General features: G+C 65.8%; 19 protein-coding genes. 8 read left to right on the top strand and 11 right to left on the bottom strand.

Annotated features, from left to right (window positions below; translation table 11 throughout):
* Positions 1–4: 4 nt before the first annotated feature.
* The 3 genes from DI605_RS16465 to DI605_RS16455 all read right to left on the bottom strand — a co-directional run bounded on the left by DI605_RS16465 (position 5) and on the right by DI605_RS16455 (position 3,308).
* Positions 5–409: a signal transduction protein gene (locus DI605_RS16465; protein ID WP_293976074.1), complete on the bottom strand. Its 405-nt coding sequence runs from the start codon at positions 407–409 to the stop codon at positions 5–7.
* A 95-nt stretch (positions 410–504) separates the two neighbouring features.
* On the bottom strand, positions 505–2,544 hold the full coding sequence (locus tag DI605_RS16460) for an NAD(+) synthase (RefSeq protein ID WP_293976072.1): 2,040 nt from the start codon (positions 2,542–2,544) through the stop codon (positions 505–507).
* Between the two features lie 68 nt (positions 2,545–2,612).
* A complete protein-coding gene (locus DI605_RS16455; protein WP_293976070.1) occupies positions 2,613–3,308 on the bottom strand; it encodes an endonuclease/exonuclease/phosphatase family protein in 696 nt (231 codons plus the stop codon).
* A gap of 270 nt (positions 3,309–3,578) precedes the next feature.
* On the opposite strand from DI605_RS16455, the gene DI605_RS16450 reads away from it, so the two are divergent.
* Entirely contained in the window at positions 3,579–6,236 is a 2,658-nt protein-coding gene (locus DI605_RS16450) for a TonB-dependent receptor (protein ID WP_367120066.1), read from the top strand.
* 174 nt (positions 6,237–6,410) lie between these two features.
* Here the strand turns inward: DI605_RS16450 and DI605_RS16445 are convergent, their stop codons facing one another.
* The 7 genes from DI605_RS16445 to DI605_RS16415 all read right to left on the bottom strand — a co-directional run bounded on the left by DI605_RS16445 (position 6,411) and on the right by DI605_RS16415 (position 11,548).
* Positions 6,411–6,902: an SH3 domain-containing protein gene (locus DI605_RS16445; protein ID WP_293976068.1), complete on the bottom strand. Its 492-nt coding sequence runs from the start codon at positions 6,900–6,902 to the stop codon at positions 6,411–6,413.
* Positions 6,903–7,031: 129 nt separating this feature from the next.
* Positions 7,032–7,568, bottom strand: coding sequence for a peroxiredoxin (locus tag DI605_RS16440; protein WP_293976066.1), 537 nt, complete (start codon positions 7,566–7,568; stop codon positions 7,032–7,034).
* A 63-nt stretch (positions 7,569–7,631) separates the two neighbouring features.
* Positions 7,632–8,387 carry an ABC transporter ATP-binding protein gene (locus DI605_RS16435; protein ID WP_293976064.1) on the bottom strand — a complete coding sequence of 252 codons (756 nt, stop codon included), beginning with the start codon at positions 8,385–8,387 and terminating at the stop codon, positions 7,632–7,634.
* A complete protein-coding gene (locus tag DI605_RS16430) occupies positions 8,387–9,184 on the bottom strand; it encodes an ABC transporter permease (RefSeq protein ID WP_293976062.1) in 798 nt (265 codons plus the stop codon). The genes DI605_RS16435 and DI605_RS16430 overlap by 1 nt, the downstream gene beginning before the upstream one ends.
* A 118-nt stretch (positions 9,185–9,302) precedes the next feature.
* On the bottom strand, positions 9,303–10,208 hold the full coding sequence (locus DI605_RS16425) for a TIGR00730 family Rossman fold protein (protein ID WP_293976060.1): 906 nt from the start codon (positions 10,206–10,208) through the stop codon (positions 9,303–9,305).
* Between the two features lie 49 nt (positions 10,209–10,257).
* Positions 10,258–10,893, bottom strand: a complete 636-nt coding sequence (locus DI605_RS16420; RefSeq protein ID WP_293976058.1) for an extensin family protein — start codon at positions 10,891–10,893, stop codon at positions 10,258–10,260.
* 52 nt (positions 10,894–10,945) lie between these two features.
* Positions 10,946–11,548, bottom strand: coding sequence for a DUF4328 domain-containing protein (locus DI605_RS16415; RefSeq protein ID WP_293976056.1), 603 nt, complete (start codon positions 11,546–11,548; stop codon positions 10,946–10,948).
* Between the two features lie 365 nt (positions 11,549–11,913).
* Here DI605_RS16415 and DI605_RS16410 point away from each other — a divergent pair, with 365 nt between their 5' ends.
* From DI605_RS16410 to DI605_RS16400, 3 genes are all read left to right on the top strand, one after another.
* Positions 11,914–13,116: a phosphoserine transaminase gene (locus DI605_RS16410; RefSeq protein WP_293976054.1), complete on the top strand. Its 1,203-nt coding sequence runs from the start codon at positions 11,914–11,916 to the stop codon at positions 13,114–13,116.
* A 114-nt stretch (positions 13,117–13,230) separates the two neighbouring features.
* Positions 13,231–14,805: a phosphoglycerate dehydrogenase gene (gene serA / locus DI605_RS16405; protein WP_293976052.1), complete on the top strand. Its 1,575-nt coding sequence runs from the start codon at positions 13,231–13,233 to the stop codon at positions 14,803–14,805.
* A 167-nt stretch (positions 14,806–14,972) separates the two neighbouring features.
* A complete protein-coding gene (locus tag DI605_RS16400) occupies positions 14,973–16,106 on the top strand; it encodes an ATP phosphoribosyltransferase regulatory subunit (protein WP_293976050.1) in 1,134 nt (377 codons plus the stop codon).
* 71 nt (positions 16,107–16,177) lie between these two features.
* Here DI605_RS16400 and DI605_RS16395 read toward each other — a convergent pair whose 3' ends face one another.
* Positions 16,178–17,032 carry an alpha/beta hydrolase gene (locus DI605_RS16395; RefSeq protein WP_293976048.1) on the bottom strand — a complete coding sequence of 285 codons (855 nt, stop codon included), beginning with the start codon at positions 17,030–17,032 and terminating at the stop codon, positions 16,178–16,180.
* A 242-nt stretch (positions 17,033–17,274) separates the two neighbouring features.
* On the opposite strand from DI605_RS16395, the gene DI605_RS16390 reads away from it, so the two are divergent.
* From DI605_RS16390 to DI605_RS16375, 4 genes are all read left to right on the top strand, one after another.
* Positions 17,275–18,564, top strand: a complete 1,290-nt coding sequence (locus DI605_RS16390) for an adenylosuccinate synthase (protein WP_293976047.1) — start codon at positions 17,275–17,277, stop codon at positions 18,562–18,564.
* 331 nt (positions 18,565–18,895) lie between these two features.
* Positions 18,896–19,462, top strand: a complete 567-nt coding sequence (locus tag DI605_RS16385) for a GNAT family N-acetyltransferase (protein ID WP_293976045.1) — start codon at positions 18,896–18,898, stop codon at positions 19,460–19,462.
* Positions 19,463–19,667: 205 nt separating this feature from the next.
* Entirely contained in the window at positions 19,668–19,841 is a 174-nt protein-coding gene (locus DI605_RS16380; RefSeq protein ID WP_293976043.1) for a hypothetical protein, read from the top strand.
* Positions 19,842–21,056 (top strand): TonB-dependent receptor plug domain-containing protein (locus DI605_RS16375; protein ID WP_293976238.1); only part of this gene is annotated, 1,215 nt, incomplete at its 3' end.

Below are 21,056 nucleotides of genomic sequence, written 5' to 3'. Positions count from 1 at the left end.
CCGATCATCCGCGATCCATCATGCCTTCCAGCCGCCCGCGCGCCGCCTCGCGCTCGGCTGCGGAAAGCGTACCATTCCCGTCCGTATCCATCCGTTCGAAGCGCTTGGCGAGCATCGCATCCATCTCACCGCTGTCGAGCGCGCCATCATCATTCGTATCGAGCCGCCCAAAGATCCGGCCGGCAAGCTTCGCCCGGCGGCCGGTCGCCTTGGGGGCGCCGGGGCGCGCTTCGAACTCCTTCTCGCTGATCCGCCCGTCCCCGTTGCTGTCCAGCGCCATCATCCGCGGCCGCGCGGCGGCCCGGAACTGATCGAGCGTCATGCCGTCGGCGGATGTCGTCTGCGCCGCCAGCGCCACCGGAAGGAGCAGCGCGCCGGCAACGCAGATGCGCAGGCTCGTGGGGGTCATAACCGGCTCCTGTCCGTGGTGGTCCATGCCCTTCAAACGGAGCAGGCCGCACGATCCGTCGCGCGGCAGGCGATTTTATCGAATGGCCACGAGCCTCACATCGAGCGCAGCTGCTCCAGCCACGGCGACGCCACGCCGTCGGAGGGCGCGCGCCAGTCGCCACGCGGGCTCAGGCTGCCCCCGGCCGAAACCTTCGGCCCGTTGGGAATGGCCGATCGCTTGAACTGGCTGGTCTGGAAGAAGCGCCTCAGGAATTCCTCCAGCCAGCGCCTGATCGTCTCCAGATCATAAGCGTTGCGATCCGCTTCCGGGAAACCGATCGGCCACAGGCCGGCCGCAGCGTCCCTCCACGCATGCCAGGCGAGAAAAGCGATCTTGGTGGGCGTCAGCCCGTGCCGGACGGTATAATGCAGGAAGAAATCGTGCAGTTCATATGGCCCGATCCGGGATTGCGTGCTCTGGATCGCGCCGCTCGCATCGGCCGGCACCAGTTCTGGCGAGATTTCCGTGCCCAGTATCGCCTCCAGCACGCGATCCGTCTCGGCATCGAACTGGCCGGTCTTCACGCTCCAGCGGATCAGGAACTGGATCAGCGTCTTCGGCACGCCGGCATTCACGGCATAGTGGCTCATCTGATCGCCCACGCCATAGGTGCACCAGCCCAGCGCCAGCTCCGAAAGGTCGCCGGTCCCGATCACGAAGCCGGCCCGATCATTGGCGAGGCGGAAGAGATAATCGGTGCGCAGCCCAGCCTGCACATTCTCGAACGTCACGTCATAGACGGGCTGGCCGCTCGCGAAGGGATGGCCAAGATCGGCAAGCATCTGGTTGGCGGCCGGGCGGATGTCGATCTCCACGCCTGTCACGCCCAGCGCGTTCATCAGCGCCCAGGCGTTGGCCTTGGTCTCATCGCCCGTGGCGAAGCCCGGCATCGTATAGCCCAGGATCGTGTCGCGCGACCGCCCCAGCCGATCGCACGCCTTGGCCGCCACGATCAGCGCATGGGTGGAATCCAGCCCGCCCGAAACGCCGATCACCAGGGTCCGCGCCCGCGTCGCCTCGATCCGTTTGGCGAGGCCGGCCACCTGGATGTTGAACGCCTCGTAGCAATCCTCGTCCAGCCGCGCCGGATCGGCCGGCACGAATGGAAAGCGCGCCACTTCGCGCCGCAGCCCGACATCCGCGAAATCGGGCCGGTGCGCGAAGCCGATCCGCCGGAACGCCGTCTCCGGATCCCCCTCCGCGCGTGCGCAATCGTTGAATGTGCCGAAACGCATGCGCGCCTGCCGTAGCCGGGCGACGTCGATGTCCGCGATCGTCAGGCCGGGCTGCGGATCGAACCGGGCCGAGCGGGCCAGCTGATGGCCCAGTTCGTGGATCATCGCCTGCCCGTCCCACGCGAGATCGGTCGTGCTCTCGCCCGATCCCGAGGCCGAATAGACATAGGCCGCCGCCGCCCGCGCCGATTGCGACGCGCCATAGAGATCGCGCTCGCGTTCCTTGCCGACGACGATGTTGGAGGCCGAAAGATTGCACAGGATCAGCGCTCCGGCGAGCGCCCCGCGCGACGATGGCGGAATCGGCGCCCAATAATCCTCGCATATCTCGGCATGGAAAACGAAATCCGGCACGTCTTCCGCCGCGAAGATCAGATCGGTGCCGAAGGGCGCGCTCTGCCCCGCCACGACGATATCCAGCCCGGTGCAGCCGGCGCCGGGGGCGAACCAGCGTTTCTCATAATATTCGCGGTAATTGGGCAGATAGCTTTTCGGCACCACGCCCAGAACCCGACCGCCAGCGATCGCAACCGCCACATTGTAGAGCCGTCCGTTGCGGCGCAGCGGGGCGCCGACGAGCAGCACCGGCTTCAGGCCGAGGCTCGCCTCCACGATCCGGCCGAGGCCCGCCTCCACCGCATCGAGCAGCGCATCCTGAAGATGCAGATCGTCGATCGCATAGGAAGAGACGCACAGTTCGGGATAGACGATCAGGTCCACGGCTTCGGCATGGCCGCGCCCGGCGAGATCGATGATCCCCCGCACATTGGCCGCGACATCCCCGGCCGAGGCGTGCGGCGTCGCCGCTGCCACCCGCACGAAACCCTGGGCATGGATCGAGAAGAAGCGATCGGTCATGCGTCACGCCTTAAACCGTTCGCACCGCGCTTGTCGAAGGGCCGCCCTCCGCTTTCTGCGGCGCCCGATCAGATCCTGAGGCGTGCCCAGATCGGCAGATGATCGGATGCCGTCCGCGCGGTCAGCGAACTGTGCACGCCGCTTTCCTCGACGCGCACGCCTCCGCCCACGAACATCCGGTCGAGACGGCCCACCGGGCGCCGCGCCGGGAAGGTGTGGCCCAACGGCACATCGTCATGATGTCGCGCGAAATCCTGCAGGCAGCCCTGACGAGGCCGCCATTCGTTGAGATCGCCGCAGAGAACGATCGGCGACGCCTGCGCGTCGTCGGCCACCTGCGAGAGGATCGCATGTGCCTGTCTTCGTCGCCACAGGCCCGAAAGATCCAGGTGCATGCCCACTACGCGCAGCCGCTGCCGGCCGATGCGCAGATCGGCGCGCACCGCCCCGCGCGGCTCCAGCATGGGGATGGTCAGCGCATCGCACGCCTCGATCTCCACGCGCCCCTCGCGCACGAGGATGGCATTGCCGTGCCAGCCCATGCTCGCCTGCCGCCGCGCGATCGGCACCGGTCGATAATGGCCATGCTCGGCCAGCATGTGAAAGGGAATGGCTGCCTCGCGCGTACCGAAGCGGCGATCCGCTTCCTGGAGGACGACGATATCCGGATCGATCTCCCCCAGCACTTCGAGGATGCGTTCCGGCCGGCGCCGGCGATCCGCGCCGATCGCCTTCCGGATATTGTAGCTCGCGATCAGAACCATGTGCGGAAAAAGCCGTCCCCGTCGGAAATCGTTCCCTCAGACCTCCCCGTGTGAACGGGGACGTAACAAAAGGTGCGGCGCAGATGCAACATGTGACAAAAATCCTAACGCTTGCTGCCAGATGAACGGAACCATTCGGCCCTACTTTGTTGCGGCGCGGCACCGCTCCCATTACGACGCGAACATTCGGCCGCACAGGGGCGCGGGCGTCATCGTCTCGTCATAACGACCTGACAATGCGCCGCCGGACAACATCAAAGGGGTTCAAGCGTGATTAAGAAACTGCTTGCAGGCTGCGCCGTGTCCGCGCTGGTTCCGGCAGCTGTACTCGCCCAGTCGACGGGTGCCGTCGATTTCGAGAACGTCATCGTCGTCACGGGCTCCAGCGGCGCGAAGAGCGTCGCCGGCGTCCAGATTCCGCAGACGGCGCGTACCAAGGGCGTGCTGACGCAGGATTTCATCCAGCACACGACGCCGGGCCAGTCGATCAACGACACGATCAACATGCTTCCGGGTGTCAGCTTCCAGGCGAACGATCCGTTCGGTTCGGCCGGCGGCACGCTCGCGATCCGCGGCTTCGACTCGACCCGCATCAACCAGACGTTCGACGGTATCCCGCTGAACGACACGGGCAGCTACGAAATCTATTCGAACCAGCAGCTCGACCCCGAACTGATCGAGCAGGTGAACGTCAACCTCGGCACCACCGACGTCGACAGCCCGACGGCGGGTGCTTCGGGCTCCACCGTCAACTATCGCAGCCGCAATCCCACCGACGACTTCCATGTTCGTCTGCAGGGTTCTGCCGGCAACTATGAATTCATGCGCATCTTCGGGATGGTCGATACCGGCGTCTTCACGCCGTGGGGCACGAAGGCCTGGATCGCGGCCAGCCGCGCCACCAACGATGCGCCCTATGGTCATCGCGGCCAGATCAGCAAGAAGCAGTTCAACGCCAAGGTCTATCAGCCGATCGGCACGAACGGCGACTTCGTCTCGATCGCGGGCCACTATAACCAGAACATCAACAACTTCTTCGGCTCGTTGCCGTTGCGCGTGGATCAGACCGCCAGCCCGCTCAGCAGCACGGTTCGTCCGGTGACCTCGCTGTCGTCCGGCCGCCAGCCGCTGACGAAGGACGAGCGCAACTACACGATCCCGATCTGTAACGTGGCCGTCGCCCGCGCGGGCCAGGTGGATTCGCCGAACACCTGCGGCACCTCGTTCGACGAGCGCTACAACCCGTCGCGCACTGGCAACGTCCGCATCAATTCGCGCTTCACGCTGAAGGAAGGCCTCGTCCTCACGGTCGATCCGTCTTACCAGTACACGCTCGCCAACGGCGGCGGCACGGTCACGGCGAACGAAGGTCTGCGTGACATCGATCCCAGCTCGGCAGTCGTCAACCTGCAGCCCGGTTATTTCGGTGGCGTGCCCTATGCCGGCCGCGATCTGAACGGCGACGGCGATACGCGCGATACGGTGACGATGGCCGCGCCCAGCAACACGCAGACGCATCGCTACGGGGTCATCGCCTCGCTGCGCTACGATCTGTCGCCGGATCACACGGTCCGCGTCGCCTACACGCTGGATTATGGCCGTCACCGCCAGACCGGCGAAGTGGCGCCCGTCGCCTCGAACGGCGCCTCGGTCTACAAGTTCACGACCGCGGATCCGCTGCTGGGCAGCAACGGCTCCACGCTTCAGAAGCGTGACCGTCTCTCCAAGGCGATCCTGAACCAGGCGTCGGCCGAATATACGGGCCACTTCTTCCAGGACCTGACGATCACCGCCGGCATCCGCGCGCCGTTCATGCAGCGCAAGCTGGATCAGCGCTGCTTCACCAGCTCGATCACCGGCTTCGTGGAGTGCTTCGGCGACAATCCGTCCGCCGGCGCGATCGCGGCTGCCACGGCTGCCAACCCCTATACGGTCAGCGCCGCCGGCGTTCCGTCGGGCTGGGCGATCCCGCAGAAGCGCACGCTGAAGTATAACAAGGTCCTGCCATCGGCGGGCTTCATCTATCGCTTCACGCCCGCCATCGCGGTGCACGGCAATTACTCGAAGGGTCTGCAGGTTCCGGGCACGGACAACCTGTATAACAGCTTCTATTATCCGCTCGGCACGAGCCCGGCGAAGCCGAAGCCGGAAACCTCGGACAATTTCGATCTCGGTGTTCGCTACACCAGCTCGAAGATCCAGGCGGAGCTGTCGGCCTGGTACACGCGGTTCAACAATCGCCTGAGCCAGTCCTATGATCCCACGGTCGATCGCTCGGTCTATACGAACCTCGGCCGCGTCGATCGTTACGGCATCGACGGCAGCATCTCCTACTCGCCGATCCGCGAAATCTCGGTCTATGCCTTCGGTTCGTACCTGAAGTCGAAGATCAAGGATAACGTGCAGGCGGGCTCGGCGGCGACGACGACCTGCGCCGGCGTCGAGCGTGGTTCGGCCACGACGACGCAGCTCTCGAACTGCTTCTTCACGGAAGGCAAGCGTGAGTCGCTGCAGCCGGTCTACACGATCGGCGGCCGCGTCCAGGCGAACCTCGATCCGGTCACCTTCGGCGTCGACGTGAAGCGCACGGGCCGTCGCTATGTGAACGACCAGAACCTGCCTTACTTCCTGTGCACCGGCTCGGCATCCGCCAGCGGCCTGGTCTGCTCGGGCACCGGCGCGGTTCAGTACATGACGTATGGCGCGTTCATTAAGGGCTACACGCTCGTGAACCTCGATGCGCGCATCTCGCTGGAGCCGCTGGTCCACAACGACCGCACCTGGCTGCAGTTCAACGTGACCAACCTGTTCGACAAGCTGTTCGTCGGCGGCTCGACGACCAAGTCGGTCACCAGCGTCGCGACCACGCCTTTCTTCCAGATCGGCACGCCGCGCGGCATTTCGGGCACGCTCAACGTCGGCTTCTGAGCCGATCGCGGGATACCCAAACAGGAAGGGCCGGCGGAGCGATCCGCCGGCCCTTTCCTTTTGGGGATTTGGGATCGACGGGGGCGATCCGGCGCCGTCAGCACAGTCTTCATCAGGCTGCGCTTCCGTCAGCCCGTTCTTCGTGAGCCAGCCTCCGGCGCAGGCGGCCGGCGCTTATTCCACCCGCTCAGCCGGATCGGTGCCCCACATATGGGCCTGCTCGATCCAGCCGGCCTTTTCGCCGATCTCGATCCGGCACCAGCTTCCGTCGCATTTGGAGATACGGCCGACCACGCCGGCCTGTGCCTGCCACAGGAGCCGTGCGCCGTCGCTCGCCTCGGCGCGGATCGGGCGATAGCCCTCCGAGGCGGATATGATCGCCGTGCGTCGCGCCGAAAGCAGGATCGCCAGCATCCAGCCGGTCGCCCCGTCCATATCCTGCACGCGCCGCCATGCGCCGTGCACCTGCACCACGCGCACCGGCAGATCGCGCCTTTTGTACAGCCAGATACCCGGATAGCTGCGGTCCGGCCCCGATCGCATCATCGCCTGCCCGGCAGCGATAGAGGCCCAGTAGGGAACGGGCCGCTCGGGCGCCGCAAGCACGGGGCCGCCGACACTCGCCGCCAGCGCGACCCCCGCCATCATCATTCCCGAACGCCGCATTCCGCCTCCTGCCATGATCCGGTCCTAACCGGATCGGCCCGTGTCAGAAAAGCCCGCTCTTTGGTGCGACACCTTGTTTCACATTTACAGGGCATCGCCACGGGCGGATCATTCCGCCCGGCGGCGCATTCAGGCAGGGTGCGCTTCCAGCCACGCCAGCACCTTCTCAGGCGCGCTTTCGCCATAGGGATCGTCGTCCAGCCCCTGATCGTTGATCCCCGGCTCCTCGAACCAGGCGACGATGCGACCATCGTCCACCACCATCGCGTAGCGCCAGGATCGTTCGCCGAAGCCCAGATGATCCTTGCGGATCAGCATGCCCATGCGCCGCGTGAAATCGGCGGAGCCATCGGGCAGCAGCCTGATCCTGTTCACGCCGAGATGCCGCCCCCACTGATACATGACGAACGCGTCATTGACGGAAATGCAATAGACATCCGACACGCCATGCGCCTGAAAATCGGGGAAAAGGCGCTCATAGGCCGGGCATTGCTCGTTGGAGCAGGTAGGAGTGAAGGCGCCGGGCAGCGAGAAGACCACGATCCGCTTGCCCGCGAAGATGTCGCCGGTCTTCACATCCTGCCAGCGAAAGGGATTGGGGCCTTCCACCGTCTCGTCGCGGACCCTGGTCTTGAAGACGATATCGGGGACGTCGCGTCCGATCATGGCTGAAGCTCCTTTTCGAGGTTCGATGACGTCCGGCCGGCCCGATCTCAGGTGATCCCGATCTCAGGTGATGGGGCCTTCGGCACGCCCCTGAACGAACTGATCCACATAGGGGTTGCCGCTGTCGTACAGGCGATCGCGCGGCCCGCACCAGATGATCTTGCCGCGATAGAGCATGGCCACACGGTGCGCGATCTTGCGGGCGGAGGCCATGTCATGCGTGATCGTCAGCGCCGTCACGCCCAGATCGTCGACCAGGCTGACGATCAGATCGTTGATGACATCGGCGCGGATGGGGTCGAGGCCGGTGGTCGGCTCGTCGAAGAAGATGATCTCGGGGCGCGGGGCGATGGCGCGTGCCAGGGCGACGCGCTTCTGCATGCCACCGGAAAGCTCGCTGGGGCGCATGTCCAGGATGCGGGCATCGAGCCCCACCCGCTCCAGATTTTCCTCGGCGATCTTGCGCATCCGCGCGCTTTCGATCCGCTGGCCGTGGGTCAGCGCGAAGGTCACGTTGCGCCAGATCGGCATGGAATCGAACAGGGCCGATCCCTGGAAGAGCATGCCAAACTTGGCGCGGATCCGTTCGAGCCGGACGCCGCTGGCGCCCACCACCTCTTCGCCGTCGATCAGGATCGATCCCCTGTCCGGCTGCAACAGCCCGAGGATGCATTTCAGCGTGACCGACTTGCCGCTGCCCGACTGGCCGATGATGGCGAGGCTCTCGCCTTTCTCCACCTCCAGGCTCATGCCATCCAGCACGGCCCGGCCGGCGAACGACTTGGAAAGCCCGTCGATGACGATCTTGGCCTCCGCCATCAGCCGAACACCATCGCGGTGATGAGGAAATTGGAAGCGAGGATCAGCATGAAGGCGGAAACCACCGCCGTGCGCGTCGCATTGCCCACGCCGGCCGCGCCGCCACCCGCGCGATACCCCTGATAGCATCCCATCAGCGCGATGAAGAAGCCGAACACCGCCGCTTTCACCAGCGCCATGCGGAAATCGTCCGCATCCACGAAGCGACGCGTGACGTTCAGATAATTGGCGGAATTGAAACCCAGCTTCTGGACGGCCAGCAACCAGCCGCCGAAAATGCCGATCGCATTGGCCACCACCACCATCAGCGGCAGCGCCACCACCGCTGCGAACAGGCGCGGCGCCATCAGGTAGCGATAGGCATCGGTGCGCAGCGTCGCCAGCGCATCGAGCTGCTCGGTCACGCGCATCGTGCCGATCTCGGCCGCCATCGCGGAAGAGACGCGCCCCGCGACCATCAACCCCACCAGCACCGGCCCCAGCTCACGGACGATACCGATCACCACCACCGCCGGCACCGTGGATTGCGCCGAGAAGCGCGATCCGGCCGTATAGATTTGCTGGGCCAGCGCCGCGCCCGTGAAGATCGCCGTAAGGCCGACGACCGGCAGCGAGAACCAGCCGATATGGGCAAGCTGCTCTGCGAAGCGGGCGGGGTAATAAGGCGGGGTCAGCCCGCGCACGATGATGCGCCCGGTGAACGCCGCGACCCGGCCGACCGACGCCAGCATGCCGATCACGGTGCGGCCGATCATCGCGAACAGCTGGATCATGGCTTTGAGCGGAAAGGCGATCATGGATATGCGCGCATAGCGGGGCGCCCCGCGCCACCGCAACCGCTTATCCTGCGCGCGCGACATGCCGCATCGGGGTCAGACCGCATCGCGGGCCTGTATGCGGGATGTCGCCTGCATCTCAATGCTTCTCGCCGCGCCCCTTGCGGAAGCGCTTTTCCGTGTAGCGCTGGTAATAATCCTGCACATGCGCCCAGCCTTCCTCGGCCGTCTCGCAATAATGGATCAGGTCCAGATCCTGCGGGGCCACGACGCCCTCTTCCACCAGCGCGTCGAAATCGACGACCCGGTTCCAGAATTCCTTGCCGTAGAGCAGGATCGGAACGACGGCCATCTTGCCGGTCTGGATAAGCGTCAGCAGCTCGAAGAATTCGTCGAACGTGCCGAAGCCCCCCGGAAACACCGCCACGGCGCGCGCGCGCATCAGGAAGTGCATCTTCCGAAGCGCGAAATAGTGGAAGTTGAAGCTCAGGTGCGGCGTCACATAATCGTTGGGCGCCTGTTCGAACGGCAGGGCGATGTTGAGCCCCACCGTTTCCGCACCCACCTCGCGCGCGCCGCGATTGGCGGCTTCCATGATCGAAGGGCCGCCGCCCGAGCAGACGACGAACTGGCGCTTGCCGTCTTCCTCGCCGCCTTCGCGGCTGGCGATCTGCGCCAGTTCGCGCGCAACCTCGTAATAATGAGCCTTGGCCTTGAGGCGCGTCGCGATCCGGGTCTGGGTCTCCGTCTTCGCCGCGGCCACGATGGCGTCCGCCTTGTCCGGCGCCGGAATGCGCGCCGATCCGTAAAAGACGAAGGTGGAGCCGATTCCCGCCTCCTCCAGCAGCAATTCGGGCTTCAGCAGCTCCAGCTGGAAGCGCACCGGGCGCAGATCGTCGCGCAGCAGGAATTCGCTGTCGGCATAAGCGAGCCGATAGGCGGGATCGGATGTCTGCGGCAGGATCCCGGCCGACTGCGCGGCCACGGCGTCGTCCTTCGCCTTGCTGAAGACGCGCTCGGGCAGGTCCTGCTTGTTCTTTGCCATCGTCAAACCTCACGAGACGGGACATTCCCCGCCGGAAAAACGGGCGTGGTTAGCGGCAATATGGGCCGTTGCCCATGTCAAAATGCAGATGATCGCGATGATAGGCGTTCGCATCCGGCCCGAGCACCACCGAAAAGCGCCGGCACGCCGCCTGATGCACGGCCCGCAGAAACGCACGCGCCTTGGGATCGGGGCCATTCCAGTCGCCCAGCACGGTGATCCTGCGTCCACCCTGCAAAACGAAGGCGGATATATCCACGGCATTCGCCCGGCCATGCTCCGAAAGATCGGCGCCCTTAACCCCATTCTTGGGGCGGCAGGCGAAGCTCCCGAAACTTTCGATCTTCACCACCGGTTTGCCCAGGATCGCCTGCGCCTGAATTGATACGGTATCGCGCACCCACATCGTGAAGGGCAGCGCCGTCATGCACTTCATCGCGCCGAGATTGGTGACCGGAATACCGATCGCTACAAGCTTCACGGCATGGGTCGCCGAACAGCCGCCCGGAAATGTGCGATCGGGCAGCGCCTCTATCTTCACGTCCAGCTTCGCGAAGCCGGCCATGCACTGGCGATAGGCACGGGCATCGTCCGGCGGGGCGGAAGCGCCGCGAATCCGGGGCCTGCCGCCACAGCCGGCGACGAGCAGCAGCACCATCAGAAGCGGCAGGATCGTACGCGACATCGCCCCTTGCTAGATGGCTTTGCCGATCATCGCGAGCCTGCCGCCGCGCAAATCAGACGAATATCTCCGCCACGTCGCGCTGGAAGATCCGTTCGGCCAGATTGGCCGAAATCTCCCGCACCAGCCGGATGAACATCCACGCCGTCACCGCCGCACTGCCAAAATACAGAAGCTCGATCACCAGCGCGGCCGGCACGCCGACATCGAATCCGTCCAGCCTCTGCGCGATGTTGGACAGGATATTGGTTGCGATCCAGAAACCCCACCACATCGGCAGATAATCGCCCGGCACCGAGGGCCAGTCCGCCGGATTTTCGCTGACCTGATAGATTTCGCGCATCGCATAATAGGGCTTCACCAGATTGGCGAAGGGCACGAAATACCAGCCGACCGCCCAGCCCGGTCGGGTCGTCTCGCCGCCCGACAGCGCATAGGCGATCGTCGCGACCAGATAGATCCAGCGCATCGCGATCACGGCGCCCACGATCAGGGCGACGAGAAACACAAGCGACGCCAGGCCGATCACGTCACGCCCCGCATATCCGGCCGCGCCCGCAACCGTCACCGCCGACAACAGGCCGAGGCTTGCCGCGATCGCGATCGTCGCGCCGATCGCCCGGCGGCCGGCCGCGCGCGGATCGCGCAGTTCATTCATCCCTTTTCATTCCCCCACCCTACACCGAAACCAGCATCGATCCGGAATTGCCCACTACAGCGATATTCATCGGCCGGAGCGCGAAATGCAATTCGGGCCGCAACAGCCTTGGCGCGACCGCCCCGGCTCCGCCATCATGCAGCCGAACATCGTCCGGATGCGGAACGGGAACCAGGGGGCGACGAGCGGCGGCGCACGATGCGCCCCCCCTTTGCCATCGGCACCTCAGCTTGGTTTCACTTCAATAAATTTCGTTCTGCGCAGGATTCCATCGCAGGAGCGTTGACACAGGCCCCGATATGTTTAGTTCCGGCGGCGGGCCACGCCGTCCCAACGCGGCGCGTGCTCTCTGTGAGGAGAGTTACATGACTGATACCGTTACGGCTGCAGCCACGTCGGCTGTGGCATCCGCCGCACACCCGGCCAAGCCGGATCTCAAGCCGGCGCGCCCCTTCTTCTCGTCCGGCCCCTGCGCGAAGCCGCCCGGCTGGCATGCCGATGGCCTTGCCACCGCCAGCCTCGGCCGTTCGCATCGTTCGAAGATCGGCAAGAGCCGGATCGTCCACGCGATGGACGTCACCCGCAAGATTCTCGGCATCCCCGATACGCACGTTCTCGGCATCGTTCCCGCGTCGGACACCGGCGCGGTTGAGATGGTGCTCTGGTCGATGCTGGGCGCACGCCCCGCGACGATGCTGGCCTGGGAGAGCTTCGGTGAGGGTTGGGTCACCGATGTCGTCAAGCAGCTCAAGATCGACGCGAAGGTGGTCAAGGCCGGCTATGGCGCAATTCCGGATCTGAACGCGGTCGATTGGGCGACCGACGTGGTCTTCACCTGGAACGGCACCACATCCGGCGTGCGCGTGCCGAACGGCGACTGGATCGCGGCCGATCGCGAAGGCCTCTCCATCTGCGACGCCACCTCCGGCGTGTTCGCGGCGGACCTGCCGTGGGACAAGCTCGATGTCACCACCTTCTCCTGGCAGAAGGTTCTCGGCGGCGAAGGCGGCCATGGCGTGCTGGTGTTGGGGCCGCGCGCTGTGGCGCGGCTGGAAAGCTATACGCCGGCCTGGCCGCTGCCCAAGATCTTCCGCATGACGAAGGGCGGCAAGTTCAACGCCTCCATCTTCAAGGGCGACACGATCAACACGCCCTCGATGCTCGCTGTCGAGGATGTGATCTGGAGCCTCGAATGGGCTCTCGGCCAGGGCGGCCTTTCCGCCCTGATCGAGCGTGCCGACGCCAATGCCGCCGCGCTCGACGCGTGGGTGCGCAAGACGGACTGGATCGATCATCTCGCGGTGGACCCCGCGACGCGATCGAACACCAGCGTCTGCCTCAAGTTCGCGCCCTCCGCCGTCGAGGGGCTGGACGAGGAAGCGCAACTCGCGCTCGTCAAGAAGATGGCCTCGCTGCTGGAAGCCGAGGATGCGGCCTATGATGTCGCCGGCTATCGCGATGCGCCTCCGGGCATCCGCATCTGGTGCGGCGCCACGGTGGAGACCGCCGACATCGAGGCGCTCGGCCCCTGGCTCGACTGGGCCTTCCACACCGCACGCGCGGCCTGACGCTCCCCGGTGCTCCCGCAAAAGCGGGAGCCCGGAACCACACGCGACCCTACCGGCTTCCCCGGCCCTCTGCTCTCGCCGGGGCACGGCACCTCATTCCAGGATGCAACTCCCATGCCCAAGGTACTGATTTCCGATAAGATGGATCCTCTCGCCGCAAAGATCTTCCGCGAGCGCGGGGTCGAGGTCGACGAGATTACCGGCAAGACCAAGGAGGAGCTGATCGCGATGATCGGTGACTATGACGGTCTCGCCATCCGTTCTTCCACGAAGGTGACGAAGGATGTCCTCGCCGCCGCCACGAACCTGAAGGTCGTCGGCCGCGCCGGCATCGGCGTCGACAATGTCGACATTCCCGCCGCCTCCTCGGCCGGCGTCGTCGTGATGAACACGCCCTTCGGCAATTCGATCACCACCGCCGAACATGCCATCGCGCTGATGTTCGCCCTCGCCCGCGATCTGCCGGAGGCCGACAAGTCCACCCAGGCCGGCAAGTGGGAGAAGAACCGCTTCATGGGCGTCGAAGTGACGGGCAAGACGCTCGGCCTGATCGGCGCCGGCAATATCGGCTCGATCGTCGCCGATCGCGCGCTGGGCCTCAAGATGAAGGTCGTCGCCTATGATCCCTTCCTCACGCCTGAGCGCGCGCTGGATCTGGGCATCGAGAAGGCCACGCTGGACGAGCTGCTGGCGCGTGCCGACTTCATCACGCTCCACACGCCGCTGACGGATCAGACGCGCAACATCCTCTCGGCCGAAAATCTCGCCAAGACCAAGAAAGGCGTGCGCATCGTCAATTGCGCGCGTGGCGGCCTGATCGATGAGGTCGCGCTGAAGGCCGCGCTGGACAGCGGCCACGTCGCCGGTGCCGCGCTCGACGTGTTCGCGGTGGAGCCGGCCAAGGAAAGCCCGCTCTTCGGCACGCCCAACTTCATCTCCACCCCGCATCTGGGCGCATCGACCAACGAGGCGCAGGTGAATGTCGCGATCCAGGTGGCCGAGCAGATGGCCGATTTCCTGATGACCGGCGGCGTCACCAACGCGCTCAACATGCCGAGCCTCTCGGCTGAGGAAGCGCCGAAGCTGAAGCCCTATATGGCGCTGGCGGAGCGGCTCGGCCGACTGGTCGGGCAGCTCCAGGGCGATGCCATCCAGTCGGTCGCGATCGAGGTGGAAGGTGCTGCGGCCGAGCTGAACCAGAAGCCGATCACCGGCGCCGTGCTGGCGGGCCTGATGGGCGTCTATTCGCAGACGGTGAACATGGTGAATGCGCCGTTCCTGGCCAAGGAGCGCGGGCTGGACGTGCGCGAGGTGCGCCATGATCGCGAGGGCGATTATCACACGCTCGTCCGCGTCACGGTCGGCACGCCGCAGGGCGATCGCTCGGTGGCGGGCACGCTCTTCGCCAATGCCGAGCCGCGTCTGGTCGAGATTTTCGGCGTCAAGGTGGAGGCCGATCTGGCCGGCGAGATGCTCTATATCGTCAACGAGGATGCCCCCGGCTTCATCGGTCGCCTCGGCACCACGCTGGGCGAAGCGGGCGTCAATATCGGCACCTTCCACCTCGGCCGCCGCGCCGCGGGTGGCGAGGCGGTGCTTTTGCTCTCGGTCGACCAGCCGATCGCACCCGCTCTCGGCACGGTGAAGGCGCTGCCGGGCGTGAAGGTCGTCAACGGCCTGAGCTTCTGATCCAGCCGCCCGGTTCGGGCGGATACGAGCTTGCCGGGATGGGACCGTCGGGAATTCTTCCCGGCAGCGATCCGGGCAGGCTCGATCTTCACTCGAAACAATCGGGCGGGAAGCAACCGACATCCCCGGTGGCGCCCACGCGAAACCACGCTAAAGACCGCGCCACGATGACCATCCCAGCCGGCCTCCTCCCCGAAGGGCTCCGCGATCGCCTCCCGCCTCAGGCGGAGGCCGCGTCGCGCCTCATGCACCGCACGATCGTGGCGATCGGCCGCCACGGCTATGCGCGCGTCTCGCCCCCGCTCGCCGAATTCGAGGAGAGCCTCGTCGGGCGCCTGAAGGCCGCGCGCGCGCAGGATCTGCTGCGCATGGTCGATCCCGTCTCGCAGCGCATGCTGGCGCTCCGGCCGGACATGACAGCGCAGGTGGGCCGGATCGCCGCCACGCGGATGGCGCACAGCCCCCGCCCGCTCCGCCTCGCTTATGGTGGACAGGTGGTGAAGCTGCGCGCCACGCAGCTGCGCCCCGAACGCGAACTGGCGCAGGTGGGCGCGGAGCTGATCGGCCGCGATACCGTCGCCGCCGCGATCGAGATCCTGAATGTCGCGCTGGATGCGCTGGCCGCCGCCGGCGTCACCGATGCCACGATCGATCTCACCCTGCCCGATCTGGTCGATACGCTTGCAGGCGGGGCACTGCCGCTGCCCGCCGGGCGGGCCGAGGAGGTTCGCGAGCTGCTGGATGCCAAGGATGCGGGCGGCCTCGCCGCCGCGGGAGCGGACGCCTATCTGCCCCTGCTTTCCGCCTGCGGGCCGCTCGATACAGCGCTTGCCCGCCTGCGCGCCTGCGCCGGCCTCGAAATTCTCGACAGCCGCCTTGCCGGGATCGAGGCGATCGCCGCCGCGATCGGCCATCGCGCCACGCTCACGCTGGATCCCACCGAGCGCCATGGCTTCGAATATCAGAGCTGGATCGGCTTCTCCTTCTTTGGCGGTGGCCTGACCGGCGAGATCGGGCGCGGCGGCAGCTATGCGCTGATGCACGACGATGGATCGGAGGAGCCCGCGATCGGCTTTTCCCTCTATCTCGATCCGCTCGTGGATATCGGGCTGGGCGTGGAACCCGCGCGGCGCATCTTCCTCCCGCTCGGCCATGATCCCGTCGCGGCGATGGCGCTGCGCCGCGAAGGCTGGATCACGATCGCGGCCCTGGACGAAACGGACGATCCCTCCGCGCTCGGCTGCGATCACAGCTTCGAGCAGGGTGCCCCCGTCGCCGTCGCTGTCGTCGCCCGGGGCTGATCGCGCCGAAGGTTCTTTTCATCCGGAGTCCGCGCATTGGGCCGGAGTTCGGCAAGCACACCCGCTTCCGATTACCGGCCGAGCCGCTCCTTCAGAAATGCGAGCAGGTCGGCAGAGCTTCTGTCCCCCGGCGTTCCGATCATCTTGTTGAGCTGCCCGTGGTTGCGCCCCTCCACCGTGATCGTGCGGGCCGGCGTTCCGGCACGCGCGAGCGCCGCTGCGAATTCAGCCGCCTGCGCGCCCGAATCGGCGCGGGCGGCGACATGGAAGATCTGGAAGGCGCCCGCATTGGGGCGCGCCGCGTGGAGCATGGGCGAGAGCGCGCTCTGGGTGGCCGGATCGCGCCCGAAGGCGCGCAGATAGAGGCGCCGGAGCAGTGGCCCGGCCTCCGAAATCTGGCGCGGCACATCATATCCCGCGCCATCCAGCAGCGAGACGGCCCTGATCGCGGCCATCGGCACGCCGGCCTCTTCCAGATAGGCAGGATCGGTTCCCACCAGCGCGGCCAGATGCGCGCCCGCCGAATGGCCGACCAGCGCGATCCGATCGGGATCGAAGCCCAGCGCGCTCGCCCGTGTCCGTAACGTGGCGATCGCCTTCGCGACATCGCGCGCCTCGTCCGCCACGCTCACGGCGGGAGCCAGGCGATAGTCGATCGAGGCGAAGGCGAAGCCGTTTCGGGTGAGGAAATCCGGCTTGGCGAGGGTGGCATCCTTCTTGTCGCCGAACATCCACGCACCGCCATGAATGAAGATCACGAGCGGCGCGTCCCGTTGACGCGCCGGATAGAAATCGAGCCGTTGCAAGGGATCGGCGCCATAGGAAACGGCGACGGGCGGTTCCGCCCGCACGGACGGGGGCAAGGATGCCGCCAGCAGCACCGGGACGATGATCGAAAGGCTTTTGCGAAAAGCATTCTTCTTCATGCGCCTTTGAACGTCCTCCGCCGGCCGATCCGTCGCTTTCTCCCACACGACCGACCCGGCGCGCGTGCATCCTCGTCCGGCATGCACGCGCCGCCGAGGGGCAGGCCGCTCCTTCCTTGACTCCTCCGGCCCGGCGCGGCACTGGCGCGGCGCACTGCTTCTCGCAGATCCTGTCCCGTCCGATCGCCGAGTCCTGTCGAAGGGCGATCCGGATCTCCCTCGGCAGGGGGAAAGCTGTATTCATGGCCAATGTGACCGTCATCGGTGCCCAGTGGGGCGATGAGGGCAAGGGCAAGATCGTCGACTGGCTCGCCAGCCGTGCCGATGTCGTCGTTCGCTTCCAGGGCGGCCACAATGCCGGCCACACGCTCGTCGTCGGCGATCAGACCTACAAGCTCAGCCTGCTGCCATCCGGCATCGTGCGCGGCACGCTTTCGGTGATCGGCAACGGCGTGGTGCTGGATCCCTGGCATTTCCGCGATGAGGTGGCCAAGCTCGAGGCGCAGGGTGTGAAGATCAGCCCCGAGACGCTGCAGATCGCCGAAACCTGCCCGCTGATCCTGCCGCTCCACCGCGATCTGGATGGCCTGCGCGAGGATGCCAGCGGCGCCGGCAAGATCGGCACCACGCGGCGCGGCATCGGCCCGGCCTATGAGGACAAGGTGGGCCGCCGCGCGATCCGCGTCTGCGATCTCGCCCACCTCGACGATCTCGATCCCCAGCTCGATCGCCTGTGCGCGCATCATGATGCGCTGCGCGCCGGCTTCGGCGAGCCACCGGTGGATCGCGAAGCCCTGATGAAGGATCTGCGCGAGGTGGCAGGCTTCCTGCTGCCTTATGCCCGCCCTGTCTGGCGCACGCTTGACGAGGCCAAGGCGCGCGGCCGGCGCATCCTGTTCGAAGGCGCGCAGGGCGTATTGCTCGATGTCGATCACGGCACCTACCCGTTCGTCACCTCGTCAAACACGATCGCGGGCACGGCGGCGGGCGGCTCGGGCCTGGGCCCGTCGGCGGCGGGCTTCGTGCTCGGCATCACCAAGGCCTACACCACCCGCGTCGGCGGCGGCCCCTTCCCGACCGAGCAGGCGAACGACATTGGCGAGCGGCTCGGCACGCGCGGCCATGAATTCGGCACCGTCACGGGCCGCAAGCGCCGCTGTGGCTGGTTCGATTCGGTGCTCGTGCGGCAGGCGGTGGCCGTTTCCGGCATCACCGGCATCGCGCTCACCAAGCTGGACGTGCTGGACGGCTTCGAGGAGCTGAAGATCTGCATCGGCTACAAGCTGGGCGGACGCGACTATGATTATCTGCCGCCGCATGCGCGCGATCAGGCACTGGCAGAGCCGATCTACGAAACGATCCCCGGCTGGTCGGAGTCCACGGCAGGTGCCCGCAGCTGGGCTGATCTGCCGGCAGCGGCGATCAAATATATCCGCCGGATCGAGGAACTGATCGGCTGCCCGGTCGCGCTCGTATCCACGAGCCCCGAGCGGGAGGACACGATTCTGGTGCGAGACCCCTTCAGGGATTGATCTCGCGCCGGAAAACGGCACCGCATCCCGGCAACAGAATGTTATCCCGCAATAACACGCCCCAACCCCGCTGCCCTCTTGCGGGGCGCGAGCGTTTCAGATTGATTACTCGCGGATGTCTGATCCGGATCGCGCCTGAAGGCGCACCGGATCCGGCAGCCGGGTGCTTCGGGGGGAGTGCCTGACCGGGGGAATATGGCGCGGTGATTGTTCGAACCGATCTGGCGTGGGCTGTCCGATCCGTCGGGCTGTCGGTGCACGGACGATATGCGCGCCCCCGGTCGATACTCCATCGGCAATTGCCTGCGGCTGTCAGCGAGTCCACCATCCGATGATGGTGACAGCTCCACACTCCCCCGCCCACCTCACGATCCGCCCCGCCCGGCGGGATGAAATTCCCACGCTGGAAGCGATGATCGCCGCTTCCGCGCGCGTCCTCAGCCGCGGCTTCTACAGCGAGGAAGAGACCGAAGCCGCGATCGAGCATGTCTTCGGCGTCGATACGGATCTCGTCGACGACGGCACCTATCTCATCGTCGAGGATGAGGGGCGGTTGCTCGGCTGCGGCGGCTGGAGCCGGCAGCGAACGCTCTTCGGCGGAGATCGGTTCGCTGCCCGCACGCCCGGCTTCCTCGATCCGGCGATCGATGCCGCCCGCATCCGCGCCTTTTTCGTGGCACCCGAGGCCGCCCGGCGCGGCGTGGGCGCAGCATTGCTCGCCGCCTGCGAGGATCGCGCCCGTGCGGCCGGCTTCACGCGCGCGGCGCTGATGGCAACGCTGCCCGGCGTGCCCTTCTATGCGCGCCATGATTATGTGGCGGGCGAGGCGATCGAGCAGATGTGCGGCGACTGCCCCGTTCGCTTCATTGCCATGACCAAAGACTTGTTGCGGAATTGACACAGGAAACAGAGAATCAGCAACAACAATCCTGAAACGCTTCCAGCATGTTGCAAGAATCGGAAGCCGCATCATAGCATCGTGAAGTATAAATATACCTGTATCTTGTGACGCGTCAGGGGGCTGGCGTGTGATAGAGATCGGCTGTTCTGCCGACGATTGGGGGGTGCCTTCGAAAAGGCCACAGGCTTTATCGGGGGACAAGATGAACGGAAATTCCTATATTTCGCGCGGTGCGCTGGCCGTGGCGATGCTGGTCGCCGCACAGCCGGCCTGGTCGCAGGCCACGTCCGGCGCGGCCGCCGGCGACGAGGCGATCATCGTCACGGGCACGCGCACCACCGGCTTCAAGGCTTCGGACAGCCCTGCCCCGATCTAGATCCTCGGCAGCGACGCGCTCAACCGCGTCGGCCAGCCCGATCTCAACCAGGCGCTCGCCCAGCAGATTCCGTCCATCCAGGTGCAGGCGTTCGGCAACGATCTCACCGCCTTCCACCCGTCGATCAAGCTGCGCGGCGTGAGCCCGAACCACACGCTCGTCATGATCGATGGCAAGCGCCGCCACGGCACCGCGAACGTTGCCGTCACCAATGCGGTCTGGACGGGCGGCGCCGCCCCCGATCTGGGCCTGATCCCCGGCGACATGATCGATCACGTCGAGGTTCTGCAGGATGGCGCCGCCGCGCAATATGGCACGGATGCGATCGCCGGCGTCGTGAACTTCATCCTCAAGAAGAACGATCATGGCGGCGTCCTCAATCTGGACGGCGGCGAATATTATGCCGGCGACGGCAAGCAGCGGCACATTTCCGGAAACATCGGCATCGCGCCGATCGAGGACATGTATCTGTCGCTGACCGGTGAGTTCAAATATCACGGCTACAGTTTCCGCGGCGACGTGGATCCGCGCGTCGTGGATACCGGCTTCAATACCTCGGCCAATACCGGCAACAATGGCGGCCGCACCATCCTCGCGCGCTTCCCGAGCGTGAAGAATTTCGCCAATTATCCATACGTCAACCGGATCTTCGGCGATGGTCGCATGGAATTGACCAACGGCTTCTACAACTGGGGCTATACCGGCTTCAACAATATCGAACTCTACTCGTTCGGCAGCATTTCGCGCCGCGTGGGCCGCACGAACCAGAATTATCGCCTGCCGAACGTCGTCTACGGCAAGTCGGCCGCCGCCACGATCAACACGGCGACACCTACCGGCGACATCCCCTTCCCGCAGGGCTTCTCGCCGCAGGAAGTGCTGCGCGAGCTCGATTATTCGGCAACGGGCGGCGCCAAGGGCACGTTCGGCGCCACCACCGTCGATCTCAGCACCACCTATGCCCGCGACGTGAACAAGATCTACGTCGAGAATTCGGCCAACGCCGCGCTCTATTACGACACGTCGACGCTCACGACGCCGGGCTATACGCCGCGCAACGTGCTGAACGGCTCGTTCATCTCCACGCAGTCCGTCTCCAACCTCGATATCGCGCATGAACTGGAGGTCGGCCTCGCCAGCCCGGTCACGATCGCGGGTGGCCTCGAATATCGCTGGGAGGAGTATCAGCTCCGCGCCGGCGATCCCGCGTCTTAT

The organism is Sphingomonas sp., from assembly GCF_003248515.1.
In the GTDB taxonomy this organism is placed as follows: Bacteria; Pseudomonadota; Alphaproteobacteria; order Sphingomonadales; family Sphingomonadaceae; genus Sphingomonas_I.
This window is presented reverse-complemented; position numbering and strand designations above follow the sequence as displayed.